Annotated in this window: 14 protein-coding genes; 8 read left to right on the forward strand and 6 right to left on the reverse strand. The window is 63.6% G+C overall.

Features of this window, described 5'->3' with window-relative positions; genetic code table 11:
- Positions 1-156 precede the first annotated feature (156 nt).
- Complete coding sequence (locus FA85_RS20195) at positions 157-879, forward strand: AraC family transcriptional regulator (protein ID WP_036113425.1); 723 nt, start codon at positions 157-159, stop codon at positions 877-879.
- Positions 880-915: 36 nt separating this feature from the next.
- Here the strand turns inward: FA85_RS20195 and FA85_RS20200 are convergent, their stop codons facing one another.
- Both FA85_RS20200 and FA85_RS20205 read right to left on the reverse strand, forming a co-directional pair.
- Complete coding sequence (locus tag FA85_RS20200; RefSeq protein WP_051943685.1) at positions 916-1,263, reverse strand: hypothetical protein; 348 nt, start codon at positions 1,261-1,263, stop codon at positions 916-918.
- Positions 1,260-1,892: a phosphatase PAP2 family protein gene (locus FA85_RS20205; protein WP_036113422.1), complete on the reverse strand. Its 633-nt coding sequence runs from the start codon at positions 1,890-1,892 to the stop codon at positions 1,260-1,262. Before FA85_RS20205 ends, FA85_RS20200 begins: the two co-directional genes overlap by 4 nt.
- 80 nt (positions 1,893-1,972) lie before the next feature.
- Here FA85_RS20205 and FA85_RS20210 point away from each other — a divergent pair, with 80 nt between their 5' ends.
- The 4 genes from FA85_RS20210 to FA85_RS20225 all read left to right on the forward strand — a co-directional run bounded on the left by FA85_RS20210 (position 1,973) and on the right by FA85_RS20225 (position 6,319).
- A complete protein-coding gene (locus tag FA85_RS20210; protein ID WP_036113418.1) occupies positions 1,973-2,410 on the forward strand; it encodes a low molecular weight protein-tyrosine-phosphatase in 438 nt (145 codons plus the stop codon).
- A gap of 215 nt (positions 2,411-2,625) precedes the next feature.
- Positions 2,626-3,243, forward strand: a complete 618-nt coding sequence (locus FA85_RS20215) for a YjbF family lipoprotein (protein ID WP_036113414.1) — start codon at positions 2,626-2,628, stop codon at positions 3,241-3,243.
- Positions 3,240-4,022, forward strand: coding sequence for a capsule biosynthesis GfcC family protein (locus FA85_RS20220; protein WP_036113412.1), 783 nt, complete (start codon positions 3,240-3,242; stop codon positions 4,020-4,022). The genes FA85_RS20215 and FA85_RS20220 overlap by 4 nt, the downstream gene beginning before the upstream one ends.
- Positions 4,023-4,117: 95 nt before the next feature.
- Positions 4,118-6,319 (forward strand): YjbH domain-containing protein, encoded by a 2,202-nt coding sequence (locus tag FA85_RS20225; protein ID WP_343122855.1) that lies wholly within the window; start codon positions 4,118-4,120, stop codon positions 6,317-6,319.
- A gap of 79 nt (positions 6,320-6,398) precedes the next feature.
- Here the strand turns inward: FA85_RS20225 and FA85_RS20230 are convergent, their stop codons facing one another.
- From FA85_RS20230 to FA85_RS22255, 3 genes are all read right to left on the reverse strand, one after another.
- Positions 6,399-7,739, reverse strand: a complete 1,341-nt coding sequence (locus FA85_RS20230; RefSeq protein ID WP_036113408.1) for a UDP-glucose dehydrogenase family protein — start codon at positions 7,737-7,739, stop codon at positions 6,399-6,401.
- Between the two features lie 48 nt (positions 7,740-7,787).
- Positions 7,788-8,900: a polysaccharide biosynthesis/export family protein gene (locus FA85_RS20235; protein ID WP_036113405.1), complete on the reverse strand. Its 1,113-nt coding sequence runs from the start codon at positions 8,898-8,900 to the stop codon at positions 7,788-7,790.
- A gap of 129 nt (positions 8,901-9,029) precedes the next feature.
- Positions 9,030-9,362, reverse strand: coding sequence for a hypothetical protein (locus FA85_RS22255; protein WP_197056615.1), 333 nt, complete (start codon positions 9,360-9,362; stop codon positions 9,030-9,032).
- A 395-nt stretch (positions 9,363-9,757) separates the two neighbouring features.
- Here FA85_RS22255 and FA85_RS20245 point away from each other — a divergent pair, with 395 nt between their 5' ends.
- The 3 genes from FA85_RS20245 to FA85_RS20255 are packed head-to-tail and all read left to right on the forward strand — an operon-like array spanning position 9,758 to position 13,400.
- Positions 9,758-11,203: an undecaprenyl-phosphate glucose phosphotransferase gene (locus FA85_RS20245; RefSeq protein WP_051943683.1), complete on the forward strand. Its 1,446-nt coding sequence runs from the start codon at positions 9,758-9,760 to the stop codon at positions 11,201-11,203.
- 35 nt (positions 11,204-11,238) lie between these two features.
- On the forward strand, positions 11,239-12,219 hold the full coding sequence (galE, locus tag FA85_RS20250) for a UDP-glucose 4-epimerase GalE (protein ID WP_036113399.1): 981 nt from the start codon (positions 11,239-11,241) through the stop codon (positions 12,217-12,219).
- A complete protein-coding gene (locus FA85_RS20255) occupies positions 12,219-13,400 on the forward strand; it encodes an acyltransferase family protein (RefSeq protein ID WP_036113396.1) in 1,182 nt (393 codons plus the stop codon). The genes galE and FA85_RS20255 overlap by 1 nt, the downstream gene beginning before the upstream one ends.
- 2 nt (positions 13,401-13,402) lie before the next feature.
- Here FA85_RS20255 and FA85_RS20260 read toward each other — a convergent pair whose 3' ends face one another.
- Entirely contained in the window at positions 13,403-14,908 is a 1,506-nt protein-coding gene (locus tag FA85_RS20260) for a right-handed parallel beta-helix repeat-containing protein (protein WP_051943681.1), read from the reverse strand.
- Positions 14,909-14,918: the final 10 nt, after the last annotated feature.

The following is a 14,918-nucleotide window of genomic DNA, read 5'->3' on the forward strand; positions in this document are numbered from 1 at the left end:
TGCGGAATTTGGCATAACGTCCGATCCGCCGCCAGCGACGGGGTGGAAACGCTGCGAGGCTTGCAATTCCCGGTTCTATCGGCTTTATGATGCGTTGCGGCATCTTTTCATTGCCGCGACAGGTCGCCGTTGCCGCCCCGGAGGAGCCCCAGGCCCATGAAGATTTCCGCCGATGAGCTCGAACCGCTTTTCGACGCGTTGCCCGACGTCGTGTTCTTCGTCAAAGACACCGAAGGGCGGTACACGCATGCCAATCTGACCCTCGTGAGACGTCTGGGGCTGAAGCGTCGTGGCGACATCATCGGCCGGGGAGTCACGGAATTGTTTCCGGCGATGATGGGCGGGTCGTATGCGGCTCAGGACCGGCGCGTGCTGGCGGGCGAAGTCATCGAGAACCAGCTGGAGGTGCACATCTTCAGCAACCGCGCGCCGGGGTGGTGTCTCACCTGTAAGCGCCCGCTGGTGTCGTCGCGTGGCGACATCCGCGGGGTGATCGGCATCTCACGCGATCTCGGTCTGCCGGACGGCAAGCATCCTACTTACGAACGGTTGCGACGCGTTCTTGCGTACATGCAGGAGCACCACGGCGAGGGGGTGCGCATCCCCACCCTGGCTGAGCTGGCAGGGTTGTCGGTCGCGCAGCTCGAGCGGCACTTCCGCCGCGTCTTCCAGCTGACACCGCAGCAGGTGCTGACCAAGCTGCGTATCGAAGCGGCCATGCGTCTCCTTGGCGGTGACGATAACGTGGCGTCGATCGGCATGGCCTGCGGCTTCGTCGATCAGAGCGCGTTTGCGCGCCAGTTCAAGGCGACTGTCGGTATGACGCCAAGCGACTACCGTGCGATGCAGGCGGCCGTGGGAAGCGCAACGCAACGTTGACGTGGGCATGGGCGCGCGTTTCCCCGTCGATACGCGTCATGGCGTCGACGTGGGGGTGGCGTCGGGGTGCGCATCCAGCCAGTCCAGTACGAAGGCCTCGAGCGTGACGCGCGGTGGCGGAAGGAGCTCCGCCTCACGCGTGAACTCCATCGCAGCCTTCAGGAAGGCCTGCTTCGCTCGCGCCGTCGCCTGCCGGGCCGCCGCCTGCCTTTGCCGCAGCTGGACGATGTGAGCCGAGGGCTGTCCCGGCCTGGCGAACTTCTGGTACCGCCGCAGTTCGTCGGCGGCCAGGGCGGTGTCACCGGCCGACTGAATCATGGCGGCGCGCGCCTCCACCAGCCGGGGCAGCCAGAGGCTGTTCTCAAAGGGCCTCGGTGCGGTCATGGAGAGTCCAGGCGAATACGGCGGGTGAAAACGTCGCTGTGGCCGCTGAGCCAGAGCGCGACGTCCTTGAGGACATGTTGAGAGGGAAACACGCGGCCATAGCACAGTACGAAGATGGCCACCGCGCCCAACGCGAGGATGAGGATGCGCCGCCGTGCGTCGGAGCGCGACTCGTGGAGGGTCGGTTCAACGCCGCGTACGAACCAGGCCATGACGGCGGTTCCCAGCAGCGCGCCCAGCCAGACTTCCGAGGGACTGTGCACCTTCAGTACCAGTCGCGAGACGGCCACGCCTGCCCCGATCAGGCAACCCGCGGCGATCGCTGTGCGTCGTATGCGGACGTTGCCGTCCCGCGCGAGCAGGGCGCCCAGCGAGGGCCATACCAGTATCGCCAGCGTCGTATGACCGCTGAAGCCGGTGTAGTTGAGTCCGGGCGGTCCGATACCCCAGGCCATGAACAGCAGCTTGGAGAGGCAGACGATGCCGCCCGCCGTCGCGACGGCGAAGCCCCAGCGCCGGACATCCCGCCACTGGGGTGCCGGCACCAGCAGGCAGATACCGGTCCATGCAATCAGGGGAAGCAGTAGTGCGCTGTCGCCGAAACTGGTGATGGCTTGCCACAGGGTCATGCCATGCACTCGTGTGTCGCTATCATGTCGGTTGCGCTCATCGCTTATGTCTGTCTACGACCCGGAGTATCGCAGCACCTATGTTCGAACGGATACTGATTGTCTGTGTCGGCAACATCTGCCGCAGTCCCACCGCGGAATACCTGCTACGGCATCGCCTCGGTGGCGATCATCGCGCCCAGGTGAGCAGCGCCGGCCTCGGCGCACTCGTTGGCCACGCGATGGATGCGACCTCGCTGGAGCTGTTGCGTGAACACGGTGTGGATGGCGCGGCTCACCGCGCCCGGCAGGCCGATAACGCACTGCTGCGCCAATCCGATCTGATCCTTGCCATGGAGAAGCGACACATCGCGGAAATCGGTCGGATGGCGCCTGAGGTAAGCGGGAAGGTCTTTCTGCTGGATCGCTGGGGCGCGGGAGCCGACATTCCCGACCCCTACCGCCAACAACGCCCGGCCTTCGAACATGTATACAAACTGATCGATGGTGCCGTCAGCGGATGGTTGAAGTACTTATAGGCGCGCGTCGTGACGTCAGTCAGTTTTCAGTCCGCATCGGTCATGTAGTGTTCGTAGGGTAGATCCACTGTCAGTGTTGTCCTCGCATCGCCCCGTTTGCCACGACGCCGGGGCTCGACATTTACTTAACGGACCCATCACTGATTTTGGCTTGGCCTGAGACACAACGCGCCCGCGTCGCGCTAAGTTTTCTGTTCCCCGCTGGGTTCGCACTGGTGCTGGCGTTGCTCGCCGGTTGCTCGACGGTGTCGCTTGGCAGTGTCGAGAGTGTGCGTCTCGCGTTTCAGGGAGACAAAGTGGATGCCACCCCCGAGTCGGTGGCGGCCTCGCCGTATTTTCAGTTGCAAGCGAATTCTCCCGCCGGCCAGGCGATTCTGATCCTGGCGAAGACGGAGCAGGGCGAGCTCGGCTGGTACGGCGGCAACCACGATATCGTCTTCACGCGAGACGGCGTGATCGCCCGTACCGTCGGCCTTCCCCAGAACCTGGACGCATCGGCCTTCCCGGGCGAAAACCCCTTTCATCAGGGCCTGCAGCGGCTCAGCGGGCCAGTCAGCTATACCCGTCGGATGGACTGGTCGCCGGATTACCGGTATGGCGTCATCCTTCGGGCGCAGCTCGAGCCGAAAGGGCTGGAAGACGTCGAAATCCTGGGCAAGGTGCATCGTCTGAGACGTGTGGACGAGTCGCTGACCGCGCAGGGCGTGCACTTCGACAATCGCTACTGGGTCGACCCGGCGGACGGTTTCATCTGGAAGAGCCGCCAGTACGTGGCCCCGGATTACCCGCTGGAGCTGATCCAGCTGCGACCGTATCGCGAGCCCGCCGCGTGAGGGGCATCGCGCTGTTTTCGCTGCTCGTGGCCATGGCCGGGCCGTCGTTCGCGCAGACCGGTGTGACCGTGACCGTCGACGGCGCCGTGGCCCGACCGGGTTCGGACGTCTATCCGGCTGGAGCCCGCCTGTCGGCCCCGGCACTGGCGGCAGGCGTCTCTCCGGATGCCTATCTGCTCGGCGCCGCGTGGCTTCAGCCCGCCCTGCAGCGGGATCAGCTGCGCCTGCGCGCGGGTCTGGAGTATGAACTGGGTGCCATCCGTCGTCAGGCCATGGCGAAGGGGCAGGAGGATCTGTCGATCGGCGCGGCCGCTTTCCAGCGCTGGTTCGCCCGGTTGCCGGTGACGGGTCGCCGGACCCTGTCCGCTCTGGATCCGTTCCGCCTCGAGGTCACGCCGGCCGACAACTGGCCGGTGCATGACGGCGATCGCCTTTTCTACCCGACGCGTCCGCGGGACATCCGCGTGGTCGGCGCGGTGAATGAAACCTGCCGCTTGCCCCAGGTCGGCTTCCGTGACGCCCGCGACTACCTGAAGGATTGTCCCGTTTCAAAAGCTGCCGATCCCAATATGATTTTCGTCGTGCAGCCCGACGGCGCGGTATTCCAGCAGAACATCGCCTTGTGGAATCGCGATGCGCCAAGGGTACTGGCGCCGGGGGCCTGGATCTACGTGCCGTTCGATAACAAGGCCATCGCCGGCGCCGCCGACGATGACTTCAACCATGACATTGCCGCGTTTCTCGCCACGCAGTTGTTGAACGACGAGGGCGCGCGCTAATGCGGGCGCCTCGACGTCGACGGCGCGTCACGCGGCGGGTCGCGCTGCATGGCTGCTGCGCCGGCCTTGCCCTCTGGGCGGGCGGAGCGACGTGCGTGCTCGCGCAGGAAACCTATACGCAGAGCGACTTCGGTGGCGTGGGCCTCCTGCAGTCGCCCACGGCACGCATGGCGCAGGAAGGCGAGTTCAGCTTCGTCCTGAGCCGTACGACGCCCTATACGAATTACAACGTATCCATGCAGCCGCTACCCTGGCTGGAAGGGTCGTTCCGCTATACCAACGTAAGTAACCGGCCGTATGGGCCGGCTTACCTCAGCGGTAGCCAGACGTACAAGGACAAGTCGATCGACGCCAAGATCCGCCTGTGGGAGGAAAGCCGCTGGCTTCCCGCCGTGGCGGTCGGCGCGCGCGACATCGGCGGTACCGGCCTGTTCTCGAGCGAATACATCGTCACCAGCAAGCGGGCAGGGCCATTCGATTTCAGCCTGGGTCTGGCCTGGGGCTACATCGGCAACCGCGGCGATATCGCCAACCCGCTGAATATCATCAGCGACAAGTTCAGTACGCGGCCGAGCAGCGGTTCCGGTGCGACGGGTGCGCTGAGCATCAACAAGTTCCTGCGTGGGCGTCCAGGTTTCTTCGGAGGCGTCGAGTACCGATCGCCGTGGGACTGGCTGGTCCTCAAGGCCGAACTCGATGGCAACGACTACAAACATCAGCCGCAGAGCAACAATCAGCCGCAACGGTGGCCGATCAATCTGGGCGCCGTATTCCGGGTCAACCGCAATGTCGACCTGACGCTCGGCTACGAGCGCGGCAAGGTGGCGACCGCCGCGATCAACCTGCACAGCAATCTGGCGACGCATGTCGATCCGCCCAAACTGAACGATCCGAAGCCGGAGGCCGTGGCGTTCGAGAGCACGCCCGTGGCGGCTCCTCCGGAAGCGACCGGTGACAGGGCGATGAGGGGAACGGCCGATTCGGCATCTCCGGAAGCGACGCCGCCACCCTCGGGAGCCGTGTCACCGGGCGCTGAAGGCGGGGGCAACCTTACGGCGGACTCGTCGGCTCGTTCGCGACGTACCCCCGATCAGGTCGACTGGCGCGAAGTGGCCAGGACCCTCAACGACAACGCAGGCATCAACGTCAGCAGCATCGGTCGTCGCGGCTCGGAGCTGGTCATCCATGGCCAGCAGGATCGCTTTTTCTATAACGCCGAGGGCGTCGGCCGCGCGACGCGCATCATCGATAACCGCGTCGACGGCAGCATCGACTGGCTGACCGTAAGGTCCGAACGCAATGGCCTGGCCACGGTGGACACCAGCGTCCATCGTCCTAAGTTCATCGAGCTGCTGGACAACCGCATCGACCTGCAGACGTTCCGTCGCAGCGTGGAGCAGGACCCGGTGACCGCGCAGGAAGAGGAGGTGCTCTACCGGGCGCCGCTCAAGCGCTTCTCCGGCGGGACCTCGCTCGGCTATCAGCAGAACCTCGGTGGTCCCGACGCTTTCGTTCTGTACCAGATCTACGGCACCGCGTCAGGCACGTTCAACATCACGCGCAATCTGTGGGTGGACGGGGTGCTGGCGGTCAACATCGCCAACAACTACGACAAGTTCAAGTACGACGCGCCCAGCAATCTGCCACGGGTCCGCACCAATGTCCGGCAGTATCTGACCAGCTCGGATATCACCATGCCGAACTTCCAGGTCACGGGCACGCACAAGCTGGGCGAAGACCTTTACGGCCTGGCGTACGCGGGCATGCTCGAAAGCATGTACGGCGGCGCCGGTGGCGAAGTCTTGTACCGTCCGTTCGGTCAGCACTGGGCCTTCGGGGCGGACCTGAACTGGGTCAAGTCGCGCGGTTTCGATCAGGATTTCTCCTTCCGCCGCTACCACGTGATTACGGGGCAGGCGACCGGATACCTCGATACCGGATTCCATAACGTGACGCTCGCCGTGAGCGTGGGCCGTTACCTTGCCGGCGACTGGGGTACGACGGTCGACGTGTCACGCCAGTTCGCCAATGGGGCACGCATGGGCGCGTACGCCACGATTACCAACAAGTCGGGCAGCGCGGGCTACGGCGAAGGCAGCTTCGACAAGGGCATCTATGTGTCCATTCCGTTCGACATGCTGCTGCCGCGGTCGTCGCGCAACCGGGCCACGTTGCTGTGGGAGCCCTTGCAGCGCGATGGCGGAGCGCGTCTCAACAAGCGCTACACGCTTTACACGATGACCAACGATCTGGACAGCGATCTGTTCGACAAGAACCTCAACAAGATCGGCGACTGACCGGTCTTACAGCTGCAAAAAAAGCCGCGCCCCTTTCAGGGCGCGGCTTTCTTATGTCACTGAAGCCTGCTTCAGCGCCTTAGCGTTGCAGCGAACGCCCGCGGCCGATGCCGTAATAAGCGATACCCGCTTCTTCGACCGTCACAGGGTCGTAGAGATTGCGCCCATCGAAGATCGCCGGCGTCTTCAGTGCCGCCTTGATCCGTGCGAAGTCCGGACTACGGAAGGCTTTCCACTCGGTGACCAGTGCCAGCACATCGGCCCCATTGAGCGCGTCGTATGCGCTGTCGCACAGCACGAGATCGTCGCCGCGATCGCCGTAGATACGCGTGGTTTCCTCCCTGGCCTCAGGGTCGAAGGCGCGGACGTTTGCGCCCGCTTCCCACAGGGCCTCGATCAGGCGGCGGCTCGGCGCTTCGCGCATGTCATCGGTATTGGGTTTGAACGCCAGACCCCACAAGGCGACGGTCTTGCCTTTGACGTCACCGTCGAAGTGACGCTGGATCTGCGCGAACAGCCGGGTTTTCTGGTCGGCATTCACCGCTTCGACCATGCTGAGCAGGCGCGCGTCGTAACCGTGACCGCGAGCGATCCGCTCCAGTGCCTGTACATCCTTGGGGAAGCAGGAGCCGCCATAACCGGCACCGGGATAGATGAAGTGGTAGCCGATACGCGGATCCGCGCCGATGCCCTGGCGGACCAGTTCGACGTCGGCACCGACACGCTCGGCGATGTTCGCGATTTCGTTCATGAAGCTGATCTTGGTCGCGAGCATCGCGTTGGCCGCGTACTTGGTCAGCTCCGCGGAGCGCTCATCCATAACGACCATGCGGTCATGGTTGCGGTTGAACGGCGCGTACAGCTTGCGCAGGCGCGCCACGGCGCGCTCGCTGGACGAGCCGACCACGATGCGGTCCGGGCGCAGGCAGTCTTCGACCGCATCGCCTTCCTTCAGGAACTCCGGGTTGGAGACCACGTCGAAGTCGACCTTCGCACCGCGCTCTCCGAGGACTTCGGCGATCGTGGTCCTCACGCGGTCAGCCGTACCCACGGGTACGGTGGATTTGTTCACGACCACCGCGTAGCCATCGATATGCTTGCCGATGGTGCGGGCAACGCTCAGGACGTACTTCATATCGGCGCTGCCATCCTCATCGGGTGGCGTACCCACCGCGATGAAAATCAGCTCGCCGTGCGCGATAGCGGGTTCCGGATCGGTCGTGAAATCGAGCTGCCCGGAAGCATAGTTACGCTTGACGATCGGCTCGAGGCCGGGCTCGTAGATCGGAATGACGCCGTTGCGAAGCCCTTCCACCTTGGCCTCGTCGACATCCACGCACACCACGTGATTGCCCATTTCCGCAAGGCAAGCACCGGTGACCAGTCCCACGTAACCGGTGCCGAAAATAGTGACCTTCATCGATGTCGCCTGTTTAGCTCGTAAAAGTGAAGCGGAACGCGATCAGAGCTAGAGCTGGCTGTCGCGATCCAGGTTGTATTGCGTCGTGGCGGCATTGCTGATAAGGCCCGAGAGCGGCAGCAGCTGGCTGATGAAGCGGTTCCAGCGCGTAATTCCAGCGGGTCCGACGAAAATGACGTCGCCCGGTTTGACTGAGAACTGCGACGCGACGGCGAAGGACGCCGGGGAGGTGTTGTCCAGCTGAAAAATCGTTGCCGGCGCCTTCTCCATGTCTTCGACGCCACGGATGACATAGACCGACTTGCCGTTCGCGCTGGTCTGGCTGAGACCGCCCGTGCGGCCCAGGGCCTGGGTGAGAGTGAGGTCGCTGGTCTTGAAGGAAATCGCCTGCGGCCTCAGCACTTCACCGATCACGTATGCCTCGTGACGGTCGTTGTAAGGCAGGTAAACGCTGTCGCCGCCTTTCAGATAGATGTCCTTGCCGCCGTCGCGGGAGCGCGACAGCGCGTCCAGGTCGATGTGGTATTCCCGGTTGTCGCGCCGGAGCACGACATCCGACAGATCGGCCAGCTGGGCATTGACGCCTGCCGTCCCGACCGCCTGAGCGAGCGTGAGCGGTGTCACGGTGATGTTCTGTGGATCGGTCCTGACGAAGGCACCGCCCAGTGTGACCCGCTGGCTGGCGTAGCTGATGATGCTGATGTCGACCTGGGGCTTCTCGATGTACTTCGTCAGGCGGTCCGTGATGGCCTGGCGAAGCTCTTCCACCGTCATGCCACCGGCGTTGATCAAGCCGACATAGGGATAAAAGAGCGTGCCGTCGGGCCGCACGAGTCGTCCATTGGCACCCGTCTGCTGCTGTGAACCGGCGGGGGAGGTGAGTTCCGGGTGCTCCCAGATCGTGATGTACAGCGAATCTCCCGGACCGATGCGATAGGGATCCGGCTGGTAGGAGATGAGACTGGGGTCGACGCCCCGCCCGGTGGCGGTGGCGCGATCCATCGCGATCAGCTTGGGCGTGATCGGAACGAGCTGGTAGCGGCTTCCGGTCGCGCTTTCCTTGTCGTTCAACTCACCGGTCTTCATGTGCTGGCCGGGTGCCAGGACGCATGCATTCAATAGCAGGCACCCGGCCAGACCGAGAATCGGCAGGAACTTCATCGTGTACGGGATCCTTCAGTCGGAGCGCCAGGCGGCGATTGCTTAACGCCCCACTTAAACCGATCGAGCATTAATGGCTCGGGAACGTGAATGGACATTTAGACGTCCAGAACCTGAGTCGATGCCCGCTCAGCGCGTGCCTCCCGTGCCGCCGGTGCCTCCGGTTCCACCCGTGCCACCCGTACCCCCGGTGCCACCCGTACCGTCATTTCCGGTGCCGCTGGTGTTGTTGGCCGTTGCTCCGGTAGCAGCCGCCATCGCTGCGGTGCCTGGTCCGACACGGGCCGGTGCGAGCGACCCCTTCGATGCCTGACGTGCCTGGTTCGGATTGGCCACGCGGGGCTGTTGGCCGTTGTTTTGCGGGTTCTCAGGCGTGCCGGGCTGGGTTGTGGCACGTTGACTCTGGGCCCAGATCGGAGCCGCAACGGCAAGAATCGCGCAAGCAAAAAGCAGACGTCTCATGGTCGTCATCTCCAGTGGGTGAATCGATGCGTACACGCGTTGCAGACATTCATGAACGCGGTTTATTCGCGCAAACGCGGGATCCATTCACTGCCATATCGATGTTAAGTGCAAGGCAATCAGCTGAACGACAGAATGGGGCGATTCTTTTTGTGACGCGAGCCGCAAATTAGGATATGTTGGATTGCCGCCAATTTTCTGGCGGTGCAGCATGAGTTGTCGAAAGACTCACACTGAGAAGTGTTGAATGACGGATTCCGGCGGAATGCCGGAGTCCATCTGAAACGTGTTGGGCCGTTGGGCGTCCCCGGACAGGACAACCCGGTTCCACAGGGGGCACGTACCTGGGCAGGCCGTTAACCACGGCATTGTCGCGTCGGAAGAAGGTACCTGTCATGCAACTGACCAAATTCAATGCGTTAGTGGATCTAGAGCTCCGTGCGAGCGATCCTATCTGCGCAGTATCGGCCGGTTTCCTGGCCTACTACGTCCGATTCGACACGGTAGCGATGAACAGCGTCTATTCAGTGGCGCTCGTTATACTGTTGTTGTCGACGCTCAGCGCGTCGGCCGCATTCCGTGTTTATGATCAGCCCATCGGTGAACGTCCCGTCGGGCAATATTGCCGCATCGCAGCATCGTGGTCTGTCGCCTTTGCTGCGCTCATCGCGCTCGGCTATCTGCTCAAAGTCAGCGATTTGTATTCGCGTGGCTGGGTGTCGCTGACGTTTATATTGGGTCTGTCATTCATGGCGCTGGTGCGAGTCGTCGCCCATCGCGCCACGCACCGCCTTCGCGAGCGCGGGGTGGGCATCAGTCGGTGCCTGTTGATCGGTGCGACCGATTCCGGACTGCACATGATCGACCAGGTCGAGTCCAGCCCGGCACTCGGCATGAAGATCACCGCTTACGTGCGCACGAGTTACGACAACGGCGTGCCAGGTGGCGTGCCGCTGGCAGGTGCGTTGCTGGACCTGGACAAAGTGCTGGCGTCGGGAGAGTGGGACCAGGTTCTCGTCGCGCTGCCGGTCAGCGCCAACCGCGCGATCAACTACGTGCTCGATCGTATGGACCAGCACGTCATGACGGTGAAGTTCGTGCCGGACATGCTGGGCCGTCAGTTGATCAATCACCGTATGGAAGACGTGGCGGGCGTGCCGCTCGTCACGCTGCGCGAGAGCCCGCTACTGGGCAATGCCTGGCTGCTCAAGGACATCGAGGACCGCCTGATCGCCGGCGCGATCCTGCTGATGATCTCGCCGCTGATGGTCGCGCTTGCGATCGGCGTCAAGCTGTCCAGTCCCGGTCCCGTCCTGTATCGCCAGCGTCGTGTTGGCCTGGACGGCAAAGAGTTCGAAATGCTGAAGTTCCGCTCGATGCCTGTGGACATGGAGAAGAACAAGGCCGTGCAGTGGGGCAATGCGTCGGCCAAGACGGTCACCCGCTTCGGCCGCTTCATTCGCGGCACCAGCCTGGACGAGCTCCCGCAGTTCCTCAACGTGCTCCGCGGCGACATGTCCATCGTGGGTCCGCGCCCCGAGCGTCCGATGTTCGTCGAGAAGTTCAAGGGCGAGATCGCGGGCTACATGCACAAGCACATGGTCAAGGCCGGCATCACCGGCTGGGCGCAGATCAACGGCTGGCGTGGCGACACCGATCTGGTCAAGCGCATCGAGCACGACCTTTATTACATCAACCACTGGTCGGTCGCGTTCGATCTTCGCATCATCTTCCTCACGATCTTCAAGGGGTTTGTGCATAGCGAGGGCGGCAGCGCCTCCCCGTCACCCGGAAACGCGGCGCTGCCGACACCCTCGGCCGCGGTCGAAGAGTCGCGCTGAGCCAGCACTTCATCCACGAAAACCGGGAATATCGCTTGAAGCTTCTGATCTGTGGCGGTGCGGGCTATGTGGGCTCGCATATGGTGCGTTACCTGCTGGCCAACCAGCATGAGGTGGTGGTCTACGACAATCTGTCGACAGGCCACCGTCAGGCGGTCCCGAGGGGCGTGACATTCGCCCATGGCGATATCGGCGATGCGGCGCGGCTGGCTCGCGTCTTCGCGACGCATCGTTTCGATGCGGTGATTCACTTCTGCGCGCGGTCGCTGGTGGGCGAGTCGGTGGTCGATCCGTACGCCTACTACCGGAACAACGTGGCCAATACGCTGGTCCTTCTTTCCGCCATGAACGAGGCGGGCGTCCAGCGGTTGGTGTTCTCGTCGACGGCGGCGGTATTCGGCAATCCCCACGCGGAGCACATCGACGAGGGTCACGCCACGGCGCCGATCAACCCGTACGGCCAGAGCAAGCTGATGATCGAGCACGTGCTCGAGGATGCGGCCCGCGCGTACGGACTGAGGTCGGTCGCGTTGCGCTATTTCAACGCGGCCGGTGCGGATCCCGACGGTTCCATCGGCGAGGCGCACGATCCCGAGACCCATCTGATTCCCAACGTCCTGAAGGCGGTGCTGGGGCAGGGCGCGGCGCTGAAGGTGTTCGGCGACGACTATGACACCCGCGACGGGACCTGTGTCCGTGACTACGTTCACGTCAACGACCTGGCGTCGGCTCATTTGCTCGCCATCGATTACCTTGCCACCCATGAAGGCGCATTCCGCTTCAACCTGGGCAATGGCGAAGGCTTCAGCGTACGGGAGGTCATCGCCGCGGCCGAGCGCGTAACCGGCAAGCCGGTGCCGCACGAGATCGCGCCACGTCGCGCCGGCGATCCGGCGACCCTGGTCGCATCCAGTGAACTGGCGCGGCTCGAGCTAGGGTGGGAGCCACGCATTACGCGCCTCGACGACATCCTCGCCAGCGCGTGGCGCTGGCATCTCGACCCCGGCTTCGGCTGATGCAGGCGCGGCCCAAGGTACAGCTTGATTTCATCGATGCCCTGCGTGGTGTCGCCATTATCGGTGTGCTGCTGAGCCATGCGCAGCGCAATGTCGAGATGTACCAGGCCATGGGGCACCAGGCGAGCATGTCGGGATGGCTGAGTCGCTATGCCGCCCAGGGCGCGCGGGGAGTGCAGCTGTTCTTCGTGGTCAGCGCGCTCACGTTGTTCCTGTCCGCCGGCAAGCGTGGCGGCGAGTCGCATGAGTGGCTGAACTTCTACATCCGCCGTTTTTTCCGTATCGCACCGATGTTTTACATCGCATTCGGCGTTTACTGTCTGGCACCGGTGGTCATGAAAGGTCAGGCGCTGCCGCCGCCGGGAACGCTGTTGGGTACGCTCGGCTTCATTAACGGATGGAACCCCGCGTGGCTTCTGGGCGCGAACGATGTGGTCCCCGGCGGCTGGTCGATTGGCGTGGAGATGTCGTTCTACATCGTCTTCCCGCTGGTATTTCTTGCGCTTCGCGATTTCCCCAAAGCCTTCGCCGCGCTTTGCGTCATCCTGCTCATCGATGTTCTGACCTGGCCCGCGCTCGTCGCCCATCCGCCGATCGCCGACGGCGACCTCTGGGAGCGATTTGTCTTTGTCTGGCTGCCCAACCAGCTGCCGATCTTCCTGTGCGGCATCTGCGCCTACTTCATCCTGTTCGGGCAAACCGGCGCACTGACGAGGTTCTTCCACGAGGGGAATCGGTGCGCCAATGCGGCGCTGTTCGCGCTGGGCGTCCTGACCCTGCTGGTCGTTCCGCAGCTGACCGACGATCCGCGGGCCGTCTTTCTGTACGGCCTGGCTTTCGGCCTGATCACGCTGTGCCTCTACCGTCAGCCGTATCGCTGGCTGGTAACCGTGCCGATGAGGCATATAGGGAAGATCAGCTTCAGCGGTTACCTGGTGCATTTCTTCATGCTGCAGGTGGCCCGCAAGCTGCTAGCGAGGGTGCATGCCGGCGATCACCTGAGTCCGGACATGTATTTCGGCGCCACGGTCGTCGTCGCTCTGGCGGGGACGGTGGTGCTAGCCACGATCACCTATCACCTCGTCGAGGTGCCGGGTCAGGCGCTCGGAAAGCGCCTCATCCAGCGGCTGGCGGCCCGCCGCGCACCCGCGCCGGACCGGGCCACCGTACCGCGGACCTGACCCTAGCCGGTCAGCTTGCCGATCAGCTCCAGCGCATTGGGTACCGGCTTGCCGTTGGCGAAACAGGCCTTGACCAGCGCATTGACCTGGGCAAGCGAGGGCCGGTGCTCCCGGAAGCGCGCGAGCATACCCGTGTCGGCACGCGCGGTGCGGAGCTGGCTGGCCGACGCCGTGACATCCCTGTCCGCAAAGACGGCATTGTCGCCGAGCTTCGTCTGCGTGGCTTTGCTCATGTCGATGCCCGGGGCTTGCGGCGACACCACGATGTTGTCATGGATCGCCGTGTCGTCGGGCACCCCTTTCCAGCTGGTCGCCTTGAAGACGGTGACTTCGGCGCCGGCGATCGGCTTTTCGGGAATGATGATGATGTTGTTGTAGATCTGGCTGCCCGCCACGGGGCCCGAGATCCTCAGTGACGCGCTGTCGGTCTTGCGCAGGGCATCGTTGATGCTGACGTTGAAACGCACGATCGTACCGGTGTTGCCGACGTCGGACGCGTTGCGGCCATCGTTGCAGACCAGCGCCATGCCACCGATATTGTCGTGGCTGTAGTTGTACTGGATCACCGTGCCACGGCAGTTGAAGTCCGCGTCGTACGCCTGGCCGTCGGCATACGCCTTATGGTCGCTGACTTCGTTGTACTGGATCAGCGTGTTGTCGCTGTCGAACGGCCAGATGCCCGCGGCCGCTTCACCACGGGGAAGGGCGCCACACCGACTCACCGTGTTGCGCTCTACCAGCGCGCCGTCGCAGCCTTTCACCAGAATGCAGTCGCCGGGGACGCCGCTGATGCGATTACCGCGCACCACCACACCCGTGGCCAGCCCGGCCTTGCGGCTGCCGGCGCCGAGGAACAGGATGCCGTCCCGTGCAGTGCGCTCGATCGTGTTGTCGGTGATGGACAGGTCCTGGTAGCGCGTGGGCTTGTCTTTCGTCTTTGCCTGGACGAGGATCGCGCTGCCACCGCCGTCCTTCTTGACCGGCGTGCCGTTCACATCGTGGATGTGCAGACCTTGCAGGACGATGCCGTGGGCGATGCCGAAGTCCTCGTGATAGAGGTGCACCGCCGTGCGCCGCGGTGCCATCTGCGGTCCCTTGTTCGAAATCTCCAGATTGCGCACTGTCCAGTACTCGACGTTCTGGAGGCGCAAGGTCGACGGGGCGCCACCGTCCGCATGCAGATGCGGCAGCGCTCCCTCGCCATAGGCATCGACGACCACGGGCGCGTTCGCACTACCGGAGCCCTTCGGCAGAAACGCTCCCGGGTAGTCACTCCCACGCCTGAACAGGATGCGGTCGCCCGGCCCGAAGCGGGTTTTGTTCAGTCGGTCGAGGCTACGCCAGGCCCGCGTGGCGCTGCTCCCGTCGTGTCCGTCGTTACCCCCGCCGCCATCCACGTAGTACGTCTTACCGGTGCCCGCGCCGGCGGCGCGAAGCGAGGTCAGGGGCAGAACGGCGATCGCGCCTGCGGCCCATACGGACTGACGAAGAAAACTGCGACGGTGCATGGTGACGTCT

The sequence above is a fragment of the Luteibacter mycovicinus genome, from assembly GCF_000745235.1.
In the GTDB taxonomy this organism is placed as follows: domain Bacteria; phylum Pseudomonadota; class Gammaproteobacteria; order Xanthomonadales; family Rhodanobacteraceae; genus Luteibacter; species Luteibacter mycovicinus.

Bases quoted from the DNA above. Each gene is read 5' to 3' on its own strand.
- FA85_RS20195 (WP_036113425.1), top strand. From the start codon at position 157: ATGAAGATTTCCGCCGATGAGCTCGAACCGCTTTTCGACGCGTTGCCC.
- FA85_RS20200 (WP_051943685.1), bottom strand. From the start codon at position 1,263: ATGACCGCACCGAGGCCCTTTGAGAACAGCCTCTGGCTGCCCCGGCTG.
- FA85_RS20205 (WP_036113422.1), bottom strand. From the start codon at position 1,892: ATGACCCTGTGGCAAGCCATCACCAGTTTCGGCGACAGCGCACTACTG.
- FA85_RS20210 (WP_036113418.1), top strand. From the start codon at position 1,973: ATGTTCGAACGGATACTGATTGTCTGTGTCGGCAACATCTGCCGCAGT.
- FA85_RS20230 (WP_036113408.1), bottom strand. From the start codon at position 7,739: ATGAAGGTCACTATTTTCGGCACCGGTTACGTGGGACTGGTCACCGGT.
- FA85_RS20235 (WP_036113405.1), bottom strand. From the start codon at position 8,900: ATGAAGTTCCTGCCGATTCTCGGTCTGGCCGGGTGCCTGCTATTGAAT.
- FA85_RS22255 (WP_197056615.1), bottom strand. From the start codon at position 9,362: ATGAGACGTCTGCTTTTTGCTTGCGCGATTCTTGCCGTTGCGGCTCCG.
- FA85_RS20245 (WP_051943683.1), top strand. From the start codon at position 9,758: ATGCAACTGACCAAATTCAATGCGTTAGTGGATCTAGAGCTCCGTGCG.
- FA85_RS20255 (WP_036113396.1), top strand. From the start codon at position 12,219: ATGCAGGCGCGGCCCAAGGTACAGCTTGATTTCATCGATGCCCTGCGT.
- FA85_RS20260 (WP_051943681.1), bottom strand. From the start codon at position 14,908: ATGCACCGTCGCAGTTTTCTTCGTCAGTCCGTATGGGCCGCAGGCGCG.